We start from the raw sequence: 21,404 nt of genomic DNA on the forward strand, positions 1-21,404 counted from the left end.
TTTGAGTGCTATTCTTTCCCTGAGTTGACGGCCACCAAGCGGATGGAGTGAGAATGACCGGTCAACACCCCGATCATCGGGAAGAGGCCAAAAGGGGCATTGCGGCATTCGGGAAACCGGATGGGCCGCGCCTCTTCGCCTGGCTTGCCATTGCGCTGGAACGCCTGTGGCCGCTGCTTCTTCCGCTGCTGCTGCTGGGTACGGCCTTCCTCATTCTTTCCTGGTTCGGCATCTTCCGCGCTTTGCCGGATCTGGTGCGCATGGGGCTGCTCGGCGTGTTCGCGCTGGCTGCAGCAGCGGCGGCCTACCTGCTTTTCAAGTTTCGCCTGCCGAACCGGAGCGATGTCACCCGGCGGCTCGAAGGCGTCAATGCGCTCGAGCATCAGCCGATTTCAATCCAGACGGAGGCGCTGGCCTCGAGTTCGGACGATCCCTTTGCGGTAGCATTGTGGAACGAGCATCGCCGGCGCATGGCCGAGCGCATCAACAATCTGAAGAGCGGTCTGCCGGCGACGCGCGTCGCCGAGCGTGACCCGCTGGCGCTGCGCGCCATCCTGGGCCTGCTCCTGATCGTTGCCTTCGCCTTTTCGACCGGACCGTTCGGAGGACGCATCAGCGACGCCTTCGTCAGCCATGCCCGCAGCAATGCCGTCCCGCCGCGGATAGACGCCTGGGTCACGCCTCCGCGCTATACCGGCCGGCCGCCGGTGTTCCTGACATCCACGGCCAATGCCGGGGATCAGCAATTTTCCGTTCCTGAGGGCAGCACGCTCATCGTCCGCATCATCGGAGGCTCGGGCTGGGAGAAACTGACGCAGACGCTGGACGGCAAGACGGTCGATGTCGAGGCGCGCAAGGCAGAGGCAGAGGCTACCCCGGAGGCCGCGAGCCAGAAGCCACGCAACTTTGAATTGACCCTCGGTGCCAACGCAACCGTTGCTCTGGCCGATGGCGGCACCAGCCTGTCCAGCTGGACCTTCAACGTGAAGCCCGACGCCGCCCCGACGATCCGGTTTACCAAGGACCCGACCAGTGCCGCGAACGGCACCATGGACGTGTTCTACGAGATCGGCGACGATTATGGTGCGGCGAGCGCCGAGGCGAAGTTCGAGCAGGCGGTTCCGCCGTCGAAAGATGCCCGGCCGCTGTTCGCGCCACCGGAATTGCCGCTTGCCTTGCCGCGCCGGGGCGAGCAGCCGAAAGAGACGAAGACGACCAAGGACCTGACGGAACATCCATGGTCCGGCTCCGAAATCCGGATGAAGCTCATTGCCGCCGACGATGCCAAGCAGGAAGCCAGCAGCGAGACCAAGACGCTGGTGATGCCCGAACGCCCCTTTGCCAATCCCCTGGCGCGGGCGGTGGTCGAACAGCGCCGCAATCTTGCGCTCGACGCCAATGCCAAGCAGGAGGTGCTGAACGCGCTCGATGCGGTCACGATGTGGCCGGAGGAGACGATCAACAACGCCACCCATTACATTGCCTTGCGCAGTATCCATACCCGGCTGCAGCTGGCGAAATCCGACGATCAGCTGCGCGAGGTCGCCGCCTATATGTGGCAGGTGGCGCGGGGCATAGAGGACGGCGCGCTATCGGATGCGGAGCGGCGCCTGCGGCAGGCGCAGGAAGCGCTGCGGCAAGCGATCGAACAGGGGGCGAGCCCCGAGGAAATCGAGAAGCGCATGGCCGAGCTGCGCGAGGCGATGAACCAGTACCTGCGCGAATTCGCCCAGAAGAACCAGAACAATCAGAACATGGCGCAGATGCCCAATCCCAACGTGCAGGAATTGCGGCAGGAAGACATCGACAGGATGCTCGATCGGATAGAGGATCTGGCGAAGCAGGGTTCCCGCGACCAGGCGCAGCAATTGCTGTCCGAACTCGAGAACATGATGAACAATCTGCAGATGGGCCAGCAGCAGGCGCAATCGGGCCAGCAGAACCCGATGAAGCAGCAGATGGACAAGCTCGGCGATCTGATGCGTCGCCAGCAGGACCTCATGAACCAGACCCATCGCCTCGAGCAGCAGCGCCAGAACGGCCTGCAGCAGGGCTTCGACCAGGAAGGCGAGCAAGGTCAGCAGGGCCAGCAAGGTCAGCAAGGACAAGAGGGGCAGCAGGGCCAACAGGGTCAGGAAGGGCAGATGTCGGAGGAGGACATCGCCCGTGCCCTGCGCGACCTTCAACAGGGCCAGGGCCAGTTGCAGTCCGAGCTCGGCCGGATGATGAAGGAGCTGGAAGGCATGGGCATCCAGCCGGGCGAAGGTTTCGGCGAGGCGGAAGGCTCCATGGGCGATGCGGGCAAGGCGCTCGGGCAGGCCGATGGCGGCCAGGCGCTGGATCGCCAGAGCAATGCGCTCGATGCCTTGCGGCGCGGCGGCCAGGATATGATGCGGCAAATGCAGCAGGCCATGGGCCAGGAGGGCCAGACCGGACAGTCGGGCCAGCAGCGCGGCGAAAACCGCGATCCGCTCGGCCGGTCCAACCGCTATGGCGGCCCGTTCGACGAAGGATCGCAGACCAAGGTTCCGGGCGAGATCGACGTGCAGCGGGCAAGGGAGATCCTCGATGCCATCCGCAAGCGGCTCGGCAATGCCCTCAGCCCCCAGATGGAGAAGGAATATCTGGAGCGGCTGCTCAACTTCAACTGAGGCCTAGTCGGTGACGATGCCCACATAGGGCAGTTGCCGGAAGGAATGACCCACATCCATTCCATAGCCGACGACAAAATAATCGGGGCATTCGAAGCCTTTGAAATCCGCCTCGATATCCATCTTGCGCTTGACGCTCTTGTCGAGCAGCACCGCGATATAGACATGCCGCGCGCCACGCTCCAGCATGAGTTCGCGCGTGAATTTGAGCGTCTTTCCGGATTCCAGTATGTCATCGACGAGAAGGACGTCGCGGCCGTGGACATCGCTGTCGATATCCCGCAACAGCCGCACCTCGCCGCTCTCGGTACCCTTGCCATAGCTTGAAACGGTGATGAACTCGACATCGGGCTCGGCCCCGGCATCATGCATCGCCCGGATAAGATCGGCGGCGAAGATGAAAGAACCCTTGAGGATCGAGATCACCAGGAGGTCCTTCATGTCATGCGCGCGGATCGCCTTCGCAAGTTCCAGATTGCGCGCCGCAATCTGTTCGGCGCTGAATAGAACCTCTATGTTTTTCCCGCCGACCTTTGGCATGCTGATTCCCGTTTTTTCCGATCTCGCCTGGGCGCAGCTATGCCCGATCCCGCCTGAAATTGCAAAAGCTGCCCCCGCCACGGTCTCGCCCCACAAATTTCATGTTTACGTCGATGGTGTGCACCATTGATGGGTGGTCAAACCCGCTCGGCCTGAATAAAACAGCGTCACGATGGCAATGGAATTCAACACTTGATTCGTTTTGAAAATGTCGGGTTGCGCTATGGAATGGGCCCGGAGGTATTGCGCGATGTCAGCCTCCACATTTCACCGCGATCCTTTCAGTTCCTGACCGGACCATCCGGAGCGGGCAAGACCTCGCTGTTGCGGCTTCTGTTCATGTCGCTGAAGCCGACGCGCGGGATGATCACCGTCTTCGGCAAGGACATTGCGACGATCTCTTCGAAGGAAATGCCACTCCTGCGGCGGCGCATCGGCGTCGTCTTCCAGGACTTCCGGCTGCTCGACCATATGACCACCTACCAGAACATAGCCCTTCCCCTGCGCGTGCGCGGCAAGGAGGAGGCTACCTACCGGGCGGAGGTGGAGGAACTTCTGCACTGGGTGGGGCTGGGCGAACGCATGCACGTCCTGCCGCCTGTGCTTTCCGGTGGGGAAAAGCAGCGCGCTGCCATTGCCCGCGCGCTCATCGACCAGCCGGAGATCCTTCTTGCGGACGAGCCCACCGGCAATGTCGATCCGCCGCTCGCCCGGCGGCTGCTGCGGCTCTTCGGCGAGTTGAACCGTTCCGGCACCGCCGTCGTCATAGCCACGCACGACCTGACCCTGATGGACCAGATCAACGCGCGCCGCATGATCCTCGATCAGGGAAGGCTGGACATCTATGATTGATGCCGCCGCACTGAAGGACCGGGCGGTCGATCTCGCGGCCGTGCTCTACCAGCGCCTACGGCAGGGCAGCGGCCAGGCGCCAATCGTGCCGGCCGGCAATGTCGTCGGCCATGCGCTGATGATCGTCATCGCCATCATGACCTTTCTCGCCTGCCTGACCATCGGGGCGGTCAGCCTGGTGCAATCGACCGCGGCGACCTGGCAAAGCCAGATATCGACCGAAGCGACGATCCAGATCCGGCCCGTCGAGGGGCAGGACATGGACGAGATGCTCAATCGCGCCAGTGCCATCGCCCAGGGCTTCGCCGGCGTCACCGCGACGCGTATCGTCGATCGCGAGGCGACTTCGCGGCTGCTGGAGCCATGGCTCGGAACCGGGCTCGACCTCGATGAGCTTCCAGTCCCCCGCCTGGTGATCGTCAGCCTCGATGAAGAAACGCCGCCGGATTTCGGCGCGCTCCGGGCTGCCCTCGTCGGCGAAATACCGGCCGCCAGCTTCGACGACCACCGCAACTGGGTCGATCGGCTGGTATCCATGGCCCGTTCCACGGTGCTGATCGGCACCGGGGTGCTTGCCCTCGTCCTCGCCGCCACCGTGCTGACGGTGATCTTCGCCACGCGCGGAGCCATGGCAGGCAATGGTCACATCATCGAAGTGCTGCATTTCATCGGCGCGGACCAGAAATTCGTGGCACGCCAGTTCGAACGGCACTTCTTCTGGACCGCGCTAAAGGGCGCGCTTTGCGGCGGCGCGCTGGCAATGCTGATCTTCCTGATCATCGGCTGGTGGTCCTCGCGCAATCTCGCCACGCCCGAGGCCGACCAGGCGACAGCGCTGTTCGGCAATTTCTCGATCGGCTCTGGCGGCTATACGGGCGTCATCCTCATCATACTTGCCGTCAGTGTTCTAACCATGATTACGACAAGAATGACGGTCATTGCTCATCTGCGCCAGATTGACGGGCGCATGGGTGAAAGCCATGATGGGTAGGCGTCCATTAGAACCTTATTTCAATTGATATTGTAGCCATTCCCGAATTTACACCAACAAGGCAATTGCAGCGCAGATGGACCGCAACGACGACAGCAACGGACCACAGCCTGGCCGCCAGAGCAGAGGAAAGCGGGTGCTTTCACTGCTGCGCCGCAGCGTCGCTCCGGTGATCTTCATCTTGCTTGTCGGAGTCATCGGCGTCTTCATCGGCGGTTTCGTCATCTTCAGCGACAGGGTGACGACGCTCGACGTGCCTGAACTGGCGCAGCCGGCCGATGGCATCGTCGTGCTCACCGGCGGTTACTCGCGGATCGAGGGGGCGCTGGACCTGCTGAAATCCGGCCATGGCAAGCGGCTCTTCATCAGCGGCGTGCATTATTCGACCAAGCGCAGCGAACTGCAGCGCGTCACCGGCGGCGACCCCGAACTGTTCGAATGCTGCGTGGATATCGACAGGTCGGCGCTGGATACGGTCGGCAACGCCGAAGAGAGCATCAAATGGGCGACATCCCGCGGCTATCGGCGCCTCATCATCGTCACCAACAATTACCACATACCGCGCGCGATGGTCGAACTGGGCCGCGCGTCCCAGGATATCGAGTTCATCCCCTATCCGATCGTCAACACGGATCTGCGCCAGGGCGACTGGATTTCGCGCGGCCAGGTCGTAAGGGTGCTTTTCGTCGAATATGTCAAATATGTCGGCGCCCTCGCGCGCTCCTACCTGCCGGAGAACTGGTCGCAATTTGCATTGGACCTCGTTCATAGAATTAGACGCTAGCGAGAAATCAGGGTAAATCCACTTCACGCTGTGCCGCACCCAGGCTCCGCGGGCAGCAATCAGCACTCTTCCGGGATTTCCATGACGATCATCCGATCAATTCTCTTCAACACCTTCTTCTACGCCAATCTGATCGTGCAGATGATCATCTTCACGCCCTATTACTTCCTCAGCCCGCGCAAGCGTGCCTGGGCCATACCGAAGAACTGGGCGCGCTCGAATCTGTGGCTGCAGAAGGTGCTGGCGGGCACGGACATCAAGATCGACGGATTGGAGAATATTCCGGTTGGTCCCTATATCTGCGCCCCGAAGCACCAGTCCTTCTGGGACGTCTACGCTTTCCTGCCCCACATTGCCGATCCGGTCTACATCCTGAAACGCGAGCTGATGTGGATACCGCTCTTCGGCTGGTATGTGCAGAAGATGCGGATGGTGCCGATCGACAGGGGCAAGCGCTCGGCGGCCATGAAGGCGGCGGTGCGCGGCGCGCGCCTGGCCGTCGCGGAAGGCAGGCAGCTGATGATCTATCCCGAAGGCACCCGAACGAGCCCCGGCGCGCCGCCGAACTACAAATATGGCATAGCGCATATCTATGGCGAACTCGGCGTTCCCGTGCTGCCCATCGCCCACAATGCCGGGCTCTACTGGCCGAGGCGCAAATTCCTGCGCCATCCGGGCGTGATCCATTGCAAGATCCTGCCGCCGATCCAGCCCGGCCTCGACAACGATGCCTTCCTGAAAAAGCTGGCGGAGGTCACGGAGGCGGCGTGCGATGAATTGCTGGTCGAAGCGGCGCGCTCGCCCAATCCCCCGCCGATGCCGCCCAGCGCCATAAAGCGTCTGGCCGAGCTTGGCGTCACCGATATCGGAGCTCCGCAGTAGCCGGGAGCTTCAATTCCCGGGGCTATCCATGGCGGCAGCGACGGCTTCCATCCAATGGTCGCTGATGTTCATCTTGTGCATATGTTCGAGCGTGTTGCGGACGTAGTCCTCGTTCCGGCCCGATTGCCCCACCGAGCCGCGCACTGCCGCCGCGGCCTCCTCGACCGTCAGCGATCCCGCATATTGCACATGCTGCCTGTCGACGATGTAGGTCAGCGCTTCGACCTTGCGGCCATCGGCCAGGCGAATGCCGAGCTTGCGCTCAAGATAGACGTGGGTGACGAGCTCGCGTTCACGCAGATAGGCCACCACTTCGTCTTCCAGTTCTCCCGGGACACGAAAGGCCATGCCCAGACAGGAACCACCGCGATCCAGCCCGAGCACGAGACCGGGCCGCTGCGGCGTGCCCCGATGCACATGCGAACGCACGCAAAGCGACCGGCGGTAGCCATGCAGACGAGCATGATGCGTCTCGACATGTGCAAAGCCGGGCTTCCACATAAGAGATCCGTAGCCAAAGACCCAAAAATCGCCCATATCCATCCTGATAGCTCACCTGATAGCTCAAATGACACATCTGACCGATAGCGAGGCCCGGACCATGCCGTCAAGCACTGCCGACACCGACCGCAAGCGAGGAAGGCTCGTCCTCTACATTCTGGCCTTCCTCGTCGCATTGGCCGTGATCTATACCGGCGCCTGGTTCTATTTCGCGCGCGAACTCGAAAATCGCGTGGCAACCAATCTCGCGGCCTTCAAGGAGCGGGGCATCGACGCCGCCTGCGAGAATGCCAATGCGAGCGGCTATCCCTTGCGGCTCGGCCTGCATTGCACGCGCGTCGTTTGGGCCGATCAGGCGAAGAACCTGTCGATCGCGACCGGCAGCCTCAACGCCTCCGCTCGCATCAACGACCCGATGCGGATCGTCAGCGATATCGAAGGCCCCGCCACGATCGATGCGCCCGGATTGATGCCGCTGGAGGTGGTTTGGGCGAAACTCAATTCCGACGTCCGGCTGGACAAGCCATTGCCCCGGCAACTAGCCGTCGAGGGCGCCGATCTGGTCGTGAAGGAGCGCGGCGCGGCGGCAGAAACGCCACCCCTGGCGGTCCTGAAGCAGGGCAGCCTGGCATTTTCGACCAATGAGCCGGAGATGAATGTGGCGCTTGCCTTCGCCAATCTGAAACTTTCGGACAATGTGGTGTTCGATCGCCCCCTGCCCGAGCTGACGGGTTCGGCCGATATCCAGCTCGCCAATGGATTTGCGCTGCTTGGAAAGCCTGAGCGCGATCTTTCTGCCCTTCGCGGCCAGAGTGGCGTGCTGCGCAATGTCGATCTCGGCCTTGCCGATGGCAGCGGCCTTGTGGTGAGCGGCCCCTTCTCCATCGCCGAAGACGGACGCATCACCGGCGAGTTCAACATAACGATGCGCAATGCCGAGCGCGTGGCGCAGGCGCTGCAGGCCGTCTTTCCCGAGGAGAAGCGCACGATCTCGTCGGCGCTTCAGGCAATGGCGTTCATGCCCCGGGACGCCAGCGGCTCGCCGACGCTCCCCCTGAGCGTCAAGGAGGGCAAGATGTCGATCGGTTTCATCCGCATCGGCCGCCTGCCCCCCGTATGATTCCGAGGACTCAGCTCGGATTTATCTTCTGCCGACCGAAATCCGGTGCATCGATTTCCTGGCCGGCATCGATGATGCCTCGCCTTACGGCACGCGTCCGCGTGAACAGATCGAACAATGCCTCGCCGTCTCCCCACCGCACCGAACGCTGCAGCGATGCAAGGTCTTCCGAGAAGCGCGCAAGCATCTCGAGGATGGCATCCTTGTTGTGCAGGCAGACATCGCGCCACATCGTCGGATCGGATGCGGCAAGCCGGGTGAAGTCCCGGAAGCCCGAAGCGGAATATTTGATCACTTCGGAATTGGTGACTTCCTCGAGATCGCTGGCGGTGCCGACGATATTATAGGCGATGAGGTGCGGCAGGTGCGAGACGATCGCCAGTACGCGGTCATGATGAACGGGGTCCATCGTGTCCAGCCGCGAACCGCAGGCCTCCCAGAACGCGCGCAGGCGCGCGAGAGCGTCGGGATCGGTGCCTTCGAGGGGTGTGAGGATGCACCAGCGATTGGTGAACAGCTCGGCAAAACCCGCATCCGGGCCCGAATACTCCGTGCCGGCCAGCGGGTGGCCTGGAATGAAATGGACATTGTCCGGCAGTTCGGGCTGCATCTGCGCTATGACGGAGCTCTTGGTCGAGCCGACATCGGTGACGATCGCTCCCGGCTTCAGGCTGCCGGCGATTTGCCTGGCAACGGCACCGGACGAGCCGACCGGCACGGATATGATGACGAGATCGGCATCTTTGACCGCTTCGGCGCCGTCGATGGTGTAGGCATCGCCGAGGCCGAGTTCACGGGCGCGCGCCAGGGTGGCTTCGCTGCGCGTGGAAATGACGATGCGCTCGGCCAGCCCCTCGCGCCTGATGACGCGTGCCAGCGATGATCCGATCAGCCCGATGCCGATCAGGGTGATGGTGTTGAAATGTGCTTTGGACATTGTTTACTTCAGGAATTCGGAGAGTGCAGCGACTACGCCGCGATTTGCTTCTTCGGATCCAATGGTAAGGCGCAACGCGTTCGGAAATCCGTATCCCGTGACGCGGCGCAAGATATAGCCCTTGCTCGTCAGATATTCATCGGCCGCCGCCGCGGATTTCGAAGCGGCCTCGGGGAAGTGCACGAGCACGAAATTGGCGACGGAGGGCGTCACCCGCAGGCCGAGTGCCGTCAGCTCGGCAGTAAGCCATTCGCGCCATTCATCGTTGAACGCCACGGTTCTGTCGACATGGGCCCGGTCGCGGATCGCTGCCGCCCCGGCCTTGATCGCCGCCGAATTCATGTTGAACGGGCCGCGAATGCGGTTGAGCGCATCGACCACATGTGTCGGCGCGAACATCCAGCCGATCCGCAATCCGGCAAGCCCGTAGATCTTGGAGAACGTCCGCGTCATGACGACGTTTTCGAACGAAGAAACGAGCTCCATCCCGGATTCGTAGTCGTTGCGGCGCACATATTCGGCATAGGCCGCGTCGAGCACGAGGAGAACGTGCTTCGGCAGCCCGGCATGAAGCCGGCGGACCTCCTCGAACGGCAGGTAGGTGCCGGTCGGATTGTTGGGATTGGCCAGGAAGACGATCTTCGTACGCGGCGTCACGGCAGCGAGAATGGCGTCGACTTCCGCCATTTCGTTGCGTTCCCTGGCGACGATGGGCGTACCGCCCGCCGCCATGATGTAGATCTTGTACACCATGAAGCCGTGTTCGGTGTAGACAGCCTCGTCCCCGGGCGAAAGATAGGTCTGGCACAGCAGTCCCAGCAATTCGTCCGACCCGTTGCCGCAGAGAATATTGGCGGTGTTCAGCCCATGCACTTCGGCAATCGCTTCCTTCAGCGCCGTGGCCTGCCCGTCCGGGTAGATTTCGAGATTGGCCGCCGCCGCCGCGAATGCCTCGACGGCATGTTGGCTCGGCCCGAGCGGCGTCTCGTTCGAGGACAGCTTGTAGACCTTCGCCACCCCGTGCGCATGCTCCTTGCCCGGCACATAGGCTGCAATATCGAGCAGTCCGGCTTTGGGGGTCGGTCGCAAGGGCTGGAGCGTCGTCGTCATGGCTTTCATCTGTCCCATGTCTTCGGGGTTTGGCGGAAAATGGACCGTGCGGACATACCGCTCCCCGGCCCATATGTCGAGAGCTACTATCGGCTGCGGCGGGCGGAACTCAAAGAAGCCATTGACTTTGCTGGCCGCACCCCCATAGCTACGCTCGGAAAAACCAGATACATGCACAATGACAAAAGCGGAACGACCCACAGCTCCAAACAGCCGGCACAATGAAGCGACGCACCCCCACAGCCCCGTGGTCGAGTTCGGCGCCGACAAGCCGTTGCAGCTCGACAGCGGCGTGCAGCTTTCACCCTTTCGCATCGCCTATCAGTCCTACGGGACGCTGAACGCAGACAAATCCAACGCCATCCTGATCTGCCACGCCCTGACAGGCGACCAGCATGTCGCCAATGAACATCCGGTGACGGGCAAGCCCGGCTGGTGGGAGCTGCTGGTCGGCCCTGGAAAACCGATCGATACGGATCACTACTTCGTGCTTTGCTCCAATGTGATCGGCGGCTGCCTCGGCTCTACCGGTCCTGCCTCGATCAATCCTGCCACCGGCAAGCCCTATGCGCTGGACCTGCCGGTGATCACGATTGCCGACATGGTGCGAGCCCAGGCGATGCTGGTGGATCATTTCGGCATCGACCAGCTCTTTGCCGTCGTCGGCGGGTCGATGGGCGGAATGCAGGTGCTCGAATGGGCATCCAGCCATTCGGACCGGGTGTTCTCGGCCGTGGCGCTGGCGACGGGCGCCCGTCATTCATCGCAGAACATCGCGTTTCATGAAGTCGGACGCCAGGCTATCATGGCCGATCCCAAATGGAACAATGGCCGCTATCTCGACGCCGGCGCGCTGCCCCGCAAAGGGCTTTCCGTCGCCCGCATGGCAGCGCATATCACCTATCTTTCCGAGGCCGCCCTGCACAGGAAGTTCGGGCGCAACCTTCAGGACCGGCAGAGCGTCACCTTCGGCTTCGACGCGGATTTCCAGATCGAGAGCTATCTGCGCCATCAGGGCACGACTTTCGTCGATCGTTTCGACGCCAACTCCTATCTCTACATGACACGGGCCATGGATTATTTCGACCTGGCGGCCGAGCATAATGGCCGGCTGGCCGACGCGTTTGCGGGGACCAAGACCCGTTTCTGCATCGTGTCCTTCACGAGCGACTGGCTGTTCCCGACCAGCGAGAGCCGCACCGTGGCGCATGCACTGAACGCGGCAGGCGCTTTCGTTTCGTTCGTCGAGATCGAATCCGATCGCGGCCACGATTCCTTCCTGCTCGACGAGCCGGAGATGTTCTCCGCCATCAATGGTTTCATCCGCTCCGCGGCACGTGCGAGAGGGCTGGCGATATGAGCGTCAACAGCCACCCGCGCGTCGATTTCACCGTCATCGCATCGCTCGTCGAGCCGGGTTCCCGCGTGCTCGATGTCGGTTGCGGCGATGGCGAGCTGCTGGAGCTTCTGCAGACGACGAAGGCGGTCGATGGCCGCGGCGTCGAACTTTCGCAGAAGGGCGTGAACGAATCGGTTGCGCGCGGCCTGTCGGTGATCCAGGGCGATGCCGACAGCGACCTGAAATATTATCCCGATTCCGGCTTCGACTATGTCATCCTGTCGCAAACGCTGCAGGCGACACGAAACCCGAAATATGTCCTGACCGAGCTGCTGCGTATCGGCGGGAAGGCGATCGTTTCCTTCCCCAATTTCGGCCATTGGCGCGTGCGCGCCTCGCTGGCCGTCAACGGCCGCATGCCGGTGACGCTGGACCTGCCCTATAGCTGGTACGATACGCCCAATATCCATTTCTGCACGATCAACGATTTCGTCGACGTGACGAAGGAAATCGGCGCCCACATCGAAGCCGCCGTGGCGCTGAACGCCATGGGCGAACGGCTGGCATTCAACATGCCGTGGGGCTTCTGGAACCTGTTCGGCCAGCAGGCGGTATTCCTGCTCCGGCGCTGAGGGCGCCGATCCTGCCTCAGGCGCTAGGGCGCCGGTCGATCCTGCTTCTCGCGCCGCATCGCGGTGCCCTGGGGCGAGAGGACTGGCACGAATACGCGGCGTGACGAGCGCTTGGCGACGGGCAGGCCCTGATAGACCCGCTTCTGCGCCTCGACGATCAGAACCCCGGAGAACATCGGCCAGAGGCGCCTGCCCAAGCGCTCGATCAATGCGGATGGCCGCATCATGAGGCGACGCGAAGACGGGGCGAAATAGAGCGCCTCGCTCCACGGGCCGGGCGTGAAATTCGTCTCGCGCAGCAGCCGCGTCAGCTGGCTTCGGCTATAGGGCCGGCCGCTGCCGAACGGCGTATGTTCGAACCGCGCCCACAGGCCGCGCCTGTTCGGCACGATGATGACGAGGCGGCCATTGGGCGCCAGCACGCGCCACATTTCCTTGAGCGTCTCGCGGGGATCTTCCGCATGTTCCAGCGCATGAACGAGCAGGATCCTGTCCACCGCCGAATCGGGCAGCGGCAGTTCCTCCTCGAAGACCAGCGCGGTGGAAGATGCCTCGGCGGGAGGCCAGCTCGCGGCACCCTGCCCCGCCGGCATGAAGGCGAAGGTGCGTTCCGTATCGCCCCGAAACCTGTCCAGATAGGGCACGGCATAGCCAAGGCCGACAAGCCGTTCACCGGGCAGCTTCGGCCATAAGGGAACCAGCGCCATGGTGATGGACTGCTCGGCCAGATGCCCAAGCGTCGAGGCGTAGAACGAACGTAGATCGATAATATCGAGATGCATGCGCGGCACCGTAGCACGCGAAATGACAACTTCAAGAAAAGGCCGGTCAAATAGCTTGCGATTGAGCGCGGCCTGCTTATCCTGCATCCGAAGAACCAACAGAGCAGCAGCATGTCAGATTTGCAGATTGAACAATTTCCGGCACGTACCGACAATTACGGCGTTCTCATCCATGATCCGGCCGCGGGCCTAACCGCCGCGATCGATGCGCCGGAGGAACAGGCCATCCTCGCGGCTTTGAAGCGGCGGGGCTGGAAGCTGACCCACATACTGACGACGCATCATCACAACGACCATGTCGAGGCCAATCTCGCTCTCAAGCAGCGCTTCGGTATCGAAATAATCGGTCCCGAGGCAGAAAAGGCCTCGATTCCGGGCATCGACCGCACCGTGAAGGACGGCGACCAGTTCAAATTCGGCAATTACGACGTCAAGGTGATCTCGACGCCGGGCCATACGGCCGGAGAGGTCTCCTATTTCCTGCCCGAGGCGAAGGTGGTGTTCGCCGGCGACACGCTGTTTTCGCTCGGCTGCGGCAGGCTGTTCGAGGGAACGCCCGCCACAATGTTCAGATCGCTGCAGAAGCTCGTGGCCCTGCCCGTCGAAACTACCGTCTATTGCGGCCACGAATATACCGAGAGCAATGCCCGCTTCGCCCTCGCGATCGATCCGGACAATTCGGCGCTCAAGGAACGGGCAAGGGAAGTCCAGACCCTGCGCGAAGCCGGCCTGCCGACGCTGCCGACGACGATCATGCGCGAGATGGCGACCAATCCGTTCCTGCGCTGGCATGATCCGGCCATCCGCCGCAACCTGAAGCTGGAGCATGCCTCGGACGAGGCGGTATTCACCGAGATCCGCAAGCGCAAGGACAATTTCTGATGGCTCTGACCGCCGACGACATCAAGCGCGTACTTGGATTGGAGCCGCATCCGGAAGGCGGCTGTTACGTCCAGACCTTCCGTGACAATCGCACCGAGTGGCCGGTTGGCGGGCGCGGCCATTCCACCGCCATCTATTTCCTTCTGGAAGAGGGCGAAGTATCGGCCTGGCACCGGGTGAAGGACGCAGCCGAGGCCTGGCACTGGTATGGCGGCGCGCCGCTGCTGCTTTCCATTGCCGCAGACGACGGCGTCACCGAAACGCACCGGCTGGGCATGTCGCTTCTCGAGGGAGAGCGCCCGCAGGCCATCGTTCCGGCGGGACATTGGCAGATGGCCCGCTCCCTTGGCGCCTGGACGCTCGTCGGCTGCACGGTCGCGCCCGGTTTCGACTTCGCGCAATTCGAAATGGCCGAGCCCGGCTGGGCTCCGGCTTCGACGAAGGACTGAGAACGGGCTTCCCGCTAGCGCCTCTTCAGCAGCATGTCCTTGGCGGCCAATGCGGCGCCAAGCGTGATGAGCAGGCAGGCGAGGAATATCCGCCAGCTCGGCTCGGTCGCCCCGGCGAAGATCAGCACCAGTGTCGACAGCAACGGTGCGGCATAGCTCGACGAGCCCAGCACCTGTATATTGCCGTGCTTCACGCCGTAATCCCAGGCATAGAACGCCGCTCCGACCGGAAACAGGCCGAGGCCGAGCACCGCCAGCCATTGCACGATCCCTTCGGGCCAGATCGTCTGTTCGAGCAGCAGGTGCGAGATCAGCGACAACAGCGCGGTAGCGATGCAGAAGCCGGTTACGGCATCGGTCGGCACCCGCGAAAACCGCCGCGACAGCAGCGAGTAGCCGGACCACGTCAGGGCACACAGGGCGGCCATGGCGTAGCCGAAGCCATAGCGGGCATCGAAGCCGAACCCGCCGCCCTTGGTGATGATCAGCACCGTTCCGGCAAGCCCGAGCAGCGTGCCGGCCACATGGAACCAGCGCAGCCGCTCGCCCGGCATCAGCGCCGAACCGACGACGATGAACAGCGGCCAGAGATAGGCGATGAGGCTGGCATCGATGGCGGGCGCATTGCGCAACGCGGTAAAATAAAGGAAGTGATAGCCGAACAGGCCTGCAACGCCGAGCAGCCACACCTTTGCCGGTTGGCGCAGATGTCGCGCAGCGCCGGGCCGCCAGAGCCATGAAACCAGGCCAAGGCAGGAACCGATTGCGAATGTCATGGCCGTCAGCTGGAAAGGCGGCACCTTGCCCGACACATCGGTGAAGAGCGCAAGCATCGCCCACATGATGATTGCCAGAAAACCGATTATCGTCGCCAATTGCCCCCTCCACAATCGAAGGCGGGCCCGGCGGCCCGCCTATTTCAGAACTTCGAGACGGGTCGCAGCAACCTTGACCGTACCGATTCGCGTGCCGATCGACGCCTGCACGGGCGAATAGATAGCGGAGTTGCCGAACGATGCAAAGGTGAGGCCGATCTTGCTGCTGTTCTTCAGATATTCGATTGCCTTGCGGTCAGAACGGTAACCGGAGATGGGGACGAACTTGGCGGCGCAATCGATCGATTGCCCCTTGAAGCCCTTAATGTCCAGGGGCTTCGGCCCTCCATTGGCCGAAAGCACGAGATCGACGCGGGTCTGGCCGTCATAAAGATGCAGCGTCCGGTTGCATATCTTGTTCAAATCGTCCGTTACGACCATCACGCCGGAAATGGGATCGAACACCGATCGCAGGTCTTCGGGCTTCAAATCCACCCATTTTCCCTTCTTCCTGACCGGCGGCACGTTGACGGTGTTGGCGACATCGCCATTGTTGAAGGCGATCGTCGTGCTCTTGTCCTTGTTGCCATGCTTGTATTTGACGACGTAATTGCCAGGCACGGGCCCTGACTTGCCGATGCGGCCTTCTACGTCCAGCGTACCGCTGGTATCGTCGAACAGGCTGCCTATGCCCGAGCTCGACAGGTGTCCCTTGACTTTAAAGGCCCCGTCGGGCGCGAGATCTGTCGAAAAACTCGCCTCCGCGATCGACAACCCGTAAAGCGAGACACGATAATCCGCCTTGTACGCGCGCGGTTGCTCCGCATGGGCGCCGCTCGGCATGAAAACTGCGAGCATCAGCGTGAAAGTGAGATTCAAGCGAAGATTCATGGCTCTTTTCCTGCAGCCACGGCGTGGCGCGTGTTCATCCCTGCCCCCACTCATGGGTAGAATGCGGGCAAAGTTGTGTTAAACTCAAGCATCGATGCGTTATTGCCGCCAACCGGCTCGCAATAAAACACAAGCAGACTTGACGCAGAAGCCTCATATCACTATAGAAACGCGACTTCCCAAAAGGCCGCCTGTCCGATAGCGCGCCGCTGCATGGCAACGTGCGATGGTTCAACGAGACATTCGGACGGCCTGGTAACGAAATTTGAAGGTGAGACCAAAATGTCCCGCACATGTGAATTGACCGCCAAATCGGTACAGTACGGCAACAATGTAAGCCACGCGAACAACAAGACGCGCCGCCGCTTTCTGCCAAACCTGTGCCATGTCACGCTTATCTCCGAAGCCCTCGGACAGAGCTTCCGCCTGCGCGTTTCGGCAAATGCCCTGCGCAGCGTCGAGCATCGCGGCGGCCTCGATGCCTTCCTCGTCAAGGCTGACGAGAAGGAACTTTCGCAGCGCGCCCGCCTCTTGAAGCGTCAGATCGCCAAGAAGCTGCTCGAGGCTCCTGTCGCCGCTTGATAGGCTGACACTTCACGCTCGTTCGAAGGCCAGCCACGCGCTGGCCTTATTGCTGGTTCCATTACCCAGGATAAAAAAATGCCGGTTTCCCGCGCTTATACCCAGTCTGACTATATTCTTCCGGTCATCGCCATGTGCGCGGTCGTCGCCGCGTCGAACTTCCTGGTCCAGTTCCCGTTCGATCATTTCGGCCTCGGCCAGATCCTGACCTATGGCGCGTTCACCTATCCGATAGCGTTTCTCGTCAACGACCTGTCCAACCGCCGCTTTGGCCCGACCTTCGCGAGACGCGTCGTCTATGCCGGCTTCACCATCGCCGTCATCCTGTCGATCTGGCTGGCAACGCCGCGCATCGCCGTTGCCTCAGGCACGGCGTTCCTCACGGCGCAGCTCCTCGACATCACCGTGTTCAACCGGCTGCGGCAGCTCTCCTGGTGGAAGGCGCCCTTCGCCTCCGCCATCGTCGGCTCGATGCTCGACACGCTGCTGTTCTTCTCCATCGCCTTCGCCGCGCGCTTCGCCTGGATCGACGCCATGACCGGGCAACCGGATTCCTCGCTGGCGATGCCCGTACCTTTTCTCGGCCAGGAAATACCGCTTTGGGCGTCTCTCGGCCTCGGCGACCTGGTGGTGAAGATCGTCATGGCCGTGGTCATGCTGGTGCCCTATGGCGCCATCCTGGCGATTTTCGCGCCGGCGATCTATTCCGCCAGCCGGAACTCAAGATAGAGATTGCGCTGCACGATCGAACGATTATCGTCCGAGATCATCGACAGACGCGTGCTTCCATCCTCGGCCTGCCATATGTCGAGCCCCTCCATATTGTCGATCTGCGAGCGCAGATCGGCTTCCAGCATGGTCGTTCCCTGCAAGGTTGCACCCGCCCGGATATCGTCCGCCGCGATCCGCCGCAGACGAATTGAGACGCCGCTGATGACACGGAACTTGCGCTCCAGCAGCACAAGATCACCGTTCGGAAGGAAATCGCCGTCGCTGATGTCGAAATCGTCGCGGCGAGCCACGTAAAAGACGCCTTTTCGCGGCCCCTCCAGCACGGCGCCGAACATGTCGCCGGCGGCATTGAGGCTCATTTCGCTGACGGCGATCCGCGCACCTTCGAGCGGGCTGGCCGCTGGCGATCCCGCCACCGTCTCGATGCCGCGATTCGTGCGCAGCTCGTGGCGCGGTATCGGCAGCGGCAATGTGACCGGCGTGGAGGCGAATTTATCGAGGTCCAGCGCATATTCGGCGATACGATGATTGCGTTCGAAGGAAATTATGGCGATTCCATCGCTTACATCGAGCCCTTCCGCATCGCCATTACGCTTGCCGCGCACCGCGTCGCCCTCGCCGCTGCGTATGGGTGCCAGCCGGAAATCCGCGACTGAAACAGGCCTGCCATCGCCGTCGCGCTGCATTGTTCCGGCATACCAGAAACCGGTATCCGTCACTCCGACGAAGCTGCGGCCGGCGTCGAGATAGCGGAAGGCGGAAAATCCGCCGAAATCATCATTGCTGGCGCGCAACTCCAGCCCGCCGACGAACTCCAGCGGACCGAAGCGCGTTTCGGCCGATCCGATGCGGAACTGGCTGAACGTCGCCGACCGAACGTCCAGCGGCGTGACATCGGTTTCGCTGGCGCAGGCGCTGATATCGAGCGCGAGCGAACACATCAACAGGATCGAGAAATGCAGCCGCTTGCGGCTCACCGGCTGCCATACTTCCTGGCGGCCCGCTGCTCCTGCTCCTCGAAGAGCGAAGCAAGCTGCTCGGTCATGGCGCCGGCAAGTTCTTCGGCATCGACGATGGTGACGGCGCGGCGGTAATAGCGCGTCACGTCATGGCCTATGCCGATCGCGATCAGTTCGACAGGCGAACGCGTCTCGATCTCCTCGATCACCGCACGCAAATGCCGCTCCAGGTAATTGCCCGGATTGACCGACAGCGTCGAATCGTCGACCGGCGCGCCATCCGAGATCATCATCAGGATGCGCCGTTGCTCGGGACGCGCCAGCAGCCTCTGGTGAGCCCAGATCAGCGCTTCGCCGTCGATGTTTTCCTTCAGCAGCCCTTCGCGCATCATCAGGCCGAGATTGCGCCGCGACCGCCGCCATGGCGCGTCGGCGCGCTTGTAGACGATGTGCCGCAGATCGTTGAGCCGCCCGGGCGTCGCGGGCTTGCCGCGCTCCAGCCAGGCCTCGCGCGCCTGCCCGCCCTTCCAGGCCTTCGTCGTGAAGCCCAATATCTCGACCTTGACGCCGCACCGCTCAAGCGTCCGCGCCAGGATATCCGCACATGTCGCAGCGACCGTGATCGGCCGGCCACGCATGGAGCCCGAATTGTCGATGAGGAGCGTCACCACCGTATCGCGGAAATCCGTATCGCGCTCCTGCTTGTATGAAAGCGGCTGGGTCGGATCGATCACGATGCGCACGAGCCGGGCAGAGTCGAGATATCCTTCCTCCAGATCGAAATCCCAGGAACGGTTCTGCTGGGCCATCAGCCGGCGCTGCAGCCGGTTGGCGAGCCGTCCGACGACACCGGAAAGATTGGCGAGCTGCTTGTCGAGAAAAGCCCGCAGCCGATCAAGCTCCGCCTCGTCGCAGAGCTCTTCCGCATCGGTCATCTCATCGAATTCCTGGGTGAAGACCTTGTAACCACTCTCCGCGCCGAGATTGGAGAAGGGTGGATTGGGCCGGCGCGCCTCGCCCGGAATCTCGGCATCCGCATCGGAATCATCATCCATGTCGTCGGAGGATGCTTCCGCCGCTTCCGTTTCGCCGGCCTGGCTGTCGTCGCTGGCATTCTCGGAATCGTCATTTTCGGACGAATCGCTGCCCTGCTCTTCTTCCGAGCCGCCCTCATTGTTCTCCTCGGGCTCGGGGGCATCGTCATCATTGTCCTGGCTCTCGTCCTCCTGGCTGTCCTGCGCCAGGTCCTCGGCCATTTCCATCGATGCGAGCATTTCCCGGATAACGCGGGCAAAGGCATTCTGGTCGTTGATCTTCTCGGAAAGGTGCTCGAACTTGGTGGCAGCCTTTTCCTCGATCCAGTCGCGCCAGAGATCGAGCACGTTGCCGGCCGTTTCCGGCGCCTTGCGACCCGTCAGCTTCTCCCGCACCAGAAGCGCTATCGCCTCTTCCAGCGGCGCTTCGTCCTTGTCGGTGATCGCCGGAAAATTCGCCCGGGCATATTTGTCGCTGAGCATCGAGGTGATGTTCTCGGCCACGCCATCCATGCGCAGCGAGCCGATCGCCTCTACCCGCGCCTGTTCGACCGCATCGAAAATGGCGCGCGCCTGCTTGCCTTCCGGCGCGAGCGTGGCGTGAATCCGGTCATTATGGCAGGCACGGCGCAACGCCATGGAATCGCCGATGCCGCGCGTGACGGCTATATCATTGGCGCTCGGCCGCTTCGGCAGATCGGGGAGCCGGGCACGATGACCCGTCAGCGCCGGCTTGTCATTGCTGAAGGCGACTTCCATTTCATGATCGCCGGCGATGGCGCGAACACAGGCCGTGACGGCGCGCTTGAACGGCTCGGCGTCGACCAAACCCTTCGCAGTCGCTCGTGAATTGTCTCCGGGTCCCGCCATGTTATCCCGATATTCCTACTACGCCATCACCACGTTGGCGGTGGATTCCGGCAGTTCCTTGCCAAAGGCGCGCTGGTAGAATTCAGCGACGATCGGCCGCTCCAGCTCATCGCATTTGTTGAGGAAGGTCAGGCGGAAGGCGAAGCCGACATCCTTGAAGATGTCCGCGTTTTCGGCCCAGGTGATGACCGTGCGCGGGCTCATCACCGTCGAGAGATCGCCATTGATGAAGGCGGCGCGGGTCATGTCGGCGACACGCACCATCTTGGAGACGATCTCCTTGCCTTCCTTGTTCTGGTAATGCTTCGCCTTGGCCGCAACGATGGCCGCTTCATTGTCATGCGGCAGGTAGTTCAGCGTGGTCACGATCGACCAGCGGTCCATCTGCGCCTGGTTGATCTGCTGGGTGCCGTGATAAAGGCCGGTCGTATCCCCAAGGCCGACCGTGTTGGCGGTGGCGAACAGGCGGAAAGCCGGGTGAGGCCGAATGACGCGGCTCTGGTCGAGCAGGGTCAGGCGGCCCGACGATTCCAGCACGCGCTGGATGACGAACATGACGTCCGGACGCCCGGCATCGTATTCGTCGAATACCAGCGCCACATTGTGCTGATAGGCCCAGGGCAGGATGCCGTCGCGGAATTCCGTGATCTGCATGCCTTCCTTGACGACGATCGCATCCTTGCCGACGAGGTCGATACGGCTGACATGGCTGTCGAGATTGACGCGGACACAGGGCCAGTTGAGCCGTGCCGCCACCTGCTCGATATGGGTCGACTTTCCGGTGCCGTGATAGCCTGAAACCATGACCCGGCGATTGAAGGCGAAGCCGGCGAGAATGGCGAGCGTCGTCTGCTTGTCGAACAGGTAATCGGGATCGATCTCCGGCACATAGGCATCACCGGCCTTGTAGGCGGGCACCCGCATGTCAGAATCGAAGCCGAACACTTCGGCAACGGAAACCGTCGTATCCGGCAAATTCGCAATATCGCGATCAACCTTGTTCATCATGCCTCCTGCGCGACTGCGGGCGCAGACGCATAAAGATAGTCACAGTCGTAAAACCCCGAAG

At 62.1% G+C, this 21,404-nt stretch carries 22 protein-coding genes; 12 read left to right on the top strand and 10 right to left on the bottom strand.

All coding sequences use genetic code 11. The features are described from left to right. The first annotated feature begins 53 nt into the window (after positions 1-53). Entirely contained in the window at positions 54-2,651 is a 2,598-nt protein-coding gene (locus tag OSJ75_RS04360; protein ID WP_267227073.1) for a TIGR02302 family protein, read from the top strand. 3 nt (positions 2,652-2,654) lie between these two features. Here OSJ75_RS04360 and hpt read toward each other — a convergent pair whose 3' ends face one another. Continuing rightward, a complete protein-coding gene (gene hpt, locus OSJ75_RS04365; RefSeq protein ID WP_250019878.1) occupies positions 2,655-3,191 on the bottom strand; it encodes a hypoxanthine phosphoribosyltransferase in 537 nt (178 codons plus the stop codon). A 192-nt stretch (positions 3,192-3,383) separates the two neighbouring features. On the opposite strand from hpt, the gene ftsE reads away from it, so the two are divergent. The 4 genes from ftsE to OSJ75_RS04385 all read left to right on the top strand — a co-directional run bounded on the left by ftsE (position 3,384) and on the right by OSJ75_RS04385 (position 6,700). After that, entirely contained in the window at positions 3,384-4,043 is a 660-nt protein-coding gene (gene ftsE / locus OSJ75_RS04370; protein WP_256473233.1) for a cell division ATP-binding protein FtsE, read from the top strand. Further along, a complete protein-coding gene (locus tag OSJ75_RS04375; protein WP_250019880.1) occupies positions 4,036-5,034 on the top strand; it encodes a cell division protein FtsX in 999 nt (332 codons plus the stop codon). Before ftsE ends, OSJ75_RS04375 begins: the two co-directional genes overlap by 8 nt. Before the next feature lie 136 nt (positions 5,035-5,170). Next, complete coding sequence (locus OSJ75_RS04380; RefSeq protein ID WP_267227074.1) at positions 5,171-5,818, top strand: YdcF family protein; 648 nt, start codon at positions 5,171-5,173, stop codon at positions 5,816-5,818. Positions 5,819-5,899: 81 nt separating this feature from the next. Continuing rightward, entirely contained in the window at positions 5,900-6,700 is an 801-nt protein-coding gene (locus OSJ75_RS04385) for a lysophospholipid acyltransferase family protein (protein ID WP_267227075.1), read from the top strand. A gap of 9 nt (positions 6,701-6,709) precedes the next feature. Here the strand turns inward: OSJ75_RS04385 and OSJ75_RS04390 are convergent, their stop codons facing one another. Continuing rightward, entirely contained in the window at positions 6,710-7,237 is a 528-nt protein-coding gene (locus OSJ75_RS04390; RefSeq protein WP_250019885.1) for a gamma-glutamylcyclotransferase, read from the bottom strand. 31 nt (positions 7,238-7,268) lie between these two features. On the opposite strand from OSJ75_RS04390, the gene OSJ75_RS04395 reads away from it, so the two are divergent. Continuing rightward, positions 7,269-8,321, top strand: a complete 1,053-nt coding sequence (locus OSJ75_RS04395; RefSeq protein ID WP_267227076.1) for a DUF2125 domain-containing protein — start codon at positions 7,269-7,271, stop codon at positions 8,319-8,321. 10 nt (positions 8,322-8,331) lie between these two features. Here OSJ75_RS04395 and OSJ75_RS04400 read toward each other — a convergent pair whose 3' ends face one another. Together OSJ75_RS04400 and hisC are read right to left on the bottom strand one after the other, a co-directional pair. Next, complete coding sequence (locus tag OSJ75_RS04400; protein ID WP_267227077.1) at positions 8,332-9,258, bottom strand: prephenate/arogenate dehydrogenase family protein; 927 nt, start codon at positions 9,256-9,258, stop codon at positions 8,332-8,334. 3 nt (positions 9,259-9,261) lie between these two features. Then, entirely contained in the window at positions 9,262-10,368 is a 1,107-nt protein-coding gene (hisC, locus tag OSJ75_RS04405; protein ID WP_267227078.1) for a histidinol-phosphate transaminase, read from the bottom strand. A 178-nt stretch (positions 10,369-10,546) separates the two neighbouring features. On the opposite strand from hisC, the gene metX reads away from it, so the two are divergent. Together metX and metW are read left to right on the top strand one after the other, a co-directional pair. After that, positions 10,547-11,728 carry a homoserine O-acetyltransferase MetX gene (gene metX / locus OSJ75_RS04410; protein WP_250019891.1) on the top strand — a complete coding sequence of 394 codons (1,182 nt, stop codon included), beginning with the start codon at positions 10,547-10,549 and terminating at the stop codon, positions 11,726-11,728. Further along, positions 11,725-12,339: a methionine biosynthesis protein MetW gene (gene metW, locus OSJ75_RS04415; protein ID WP_250019893.1), complete on the top strand. Its 615-nt coding sequence runs from the start codon at positions 11,725-11,727 to the stop codon at positions 12,337-12,339. Before metX ends, metW begins: the two co-directional genes overlap by 4 nt. A gap of 23 nt (positions 12,340-12,362) precedes the next feature. Here metW and OSJ75_RS04420 read toward each other — a convergent pair whose 3' ends face one another. Next, positions 12,363-13,121, bottom strand: coding sequence for a class I SAM-dependent methyltransferase (locus tag OSJ75_RS04420; RefSeq protein ID WP_267227079.1), 759 nt, complete (start codon positions 13,119-13,121; stop codon positions 12,363-12,365). Positions 13,122-13,232: 111 nt separating this feature from the next. Between OSJ75_RS04420 and gloB the strand changes: the two genes are divergently transcribed. After that, positions 13,233-14,003: a hydroxyacylglutathione hydrolase gene (gene gloB / locus OSJ75_RS04425; RefSeq protein WP_267227080.1), complete on the top strand. Its 771-nt coding sequence runs from the start codon at positions 13,233-13,235 to the stop codon at positions 14,001-14,003. Then, positions 14,003-14,452, top strand: coding sequence for a cupin domain-containing protein (locus OSJ75_RS04430; RefSeq protein ID WP_267227081.1), 450 nt, complete (start codon positions 14,003-14,005; stop codon positions 14,450-14,452). Before gloB ends, OSJ75_RS04430 begins: the two co-directional genes overlap by 1 nt. A gap of 14 nt (positions 14,453-14,466) precedes the next feature. Here the strand turns inward: OSJ75_RS04430 and OSJ75_RS04435 are convergent, their stop codons facing one another. After that, on the bottom strand, positions 14,467-15,294 hold the full coding sequence (locus OSJ75_RS04435; RefSeq protein WP_250019955.1) for a DMT family transporter: 828 nt from the start codon (positions 15,292-15,294) through the stop codon (positions 14,467-14,469). Positions 15,295-15,366: 72 nt separating this feature from the next. Continuing rightward, entirely contained in the window at positions 15,367-16,158 is a 792-nt protein-coding gene (locus OSJ75_RS04440; RefSeq protein WP_267227082.1) for a DUF3108 domain-containing protein, read from the bottom strand. Between the two features lie 282 nt (positions 16,159-16,440). Between OSJ75_RS04440 and rpmB the strand changes: the two genes are divergently transcribed. Together rpmB and OSJ75_RS04450 are read left to right on the top strand one after the other, a co-directional pair. Further along, the gene (gene rpmB, locus OSJ75_RS04445) at positions 16,441-16,740 is read left to right on the top strand and encodes a 50S ribosomal protein L28 (RefSeq protein WP_250019902.1); all 300 of its coding nucleotides are present in this window, start codon (positions 16,441-16,443) and stop codon (positions 16,738-16,740) included. Between the two features lie 78 nt (positions 16,741-16,818). Continuing rightward, a complete protein-coding gene (locus tag OSJ75_RS04450; protein WP_267227083.1) occupies positions 16,819-17,469 on the top strand; it encodes a queuosine precursor transporter in 651 nt (216 codons plus the stop codon). Here OSJ75_RS04450 and OSJ75_RS04455 read toward each other — a convergent pair. The 3 genes from OSJ75_RS04455 to cobS are packed head-to-tail and all read right to left on the bottom strand — an operon-like array spanning position 17,442 to position 21,340. Further along, positions 17,442-18,449 carry an esterase-like activity of phytase family protein gene (locus OSJ75_RS04455; protein ID WP_267227084.1) on the bottom strand — a complete coding sequence of 336 codons (1,008 nt, stop codon included), beginning with the start codon at positions 18,447-18,449 and terminating at the stop codon, positions 17,442-17,444. The two genes, OSJ75_RS04450 and OSJ75_RS04455, sit on opposite strands and share 28 nt — an antisense overlap. After that, complete coding sequence (gene cobT / locus OSJ75_RS04460) at positions 18,446-20,335, bottom strand: cobaltochelatase subunit CobT (RefSeq protein WP_250019906.1); 1,890 nt, start codon at positions 20,333-20,335, stop codon at positions 18,446-18,448. The genes OSJ75_RS04455 and cobT overlap by 4 nt, the downstream gene beginning before the upstream one ends. Before the next feature lie 18 nt (positions 20,336-20,353). Further along, positions 20,354-21,340 carry a cobaltochelatase subunit CobS gene (gene cobS / locus OSJ75_RS04465; RefSeq protein WP_250019907.1) on the bottom strand — a complete coding sequence of 329 codons (987 nt, stop codon included), beginning with the start codon at positions 21,338-21,340 and terminating at the stop codon, positions 20,354-20,356. Between the last annotated feature and the right edge of the window lie 64 nt (positions 21,341-21,404).

It is taken from the genome of Phyllobacterium sp. 0TCS1.6A, from assembly GCF_026420825.1.
In the GTDB taxonomy this organism is placed as follows: Bacteria; Pseudomonadota; Alphaproteobacteria; order Rhizobiales; family Rhizobiaceae; genus Phyllobacterium.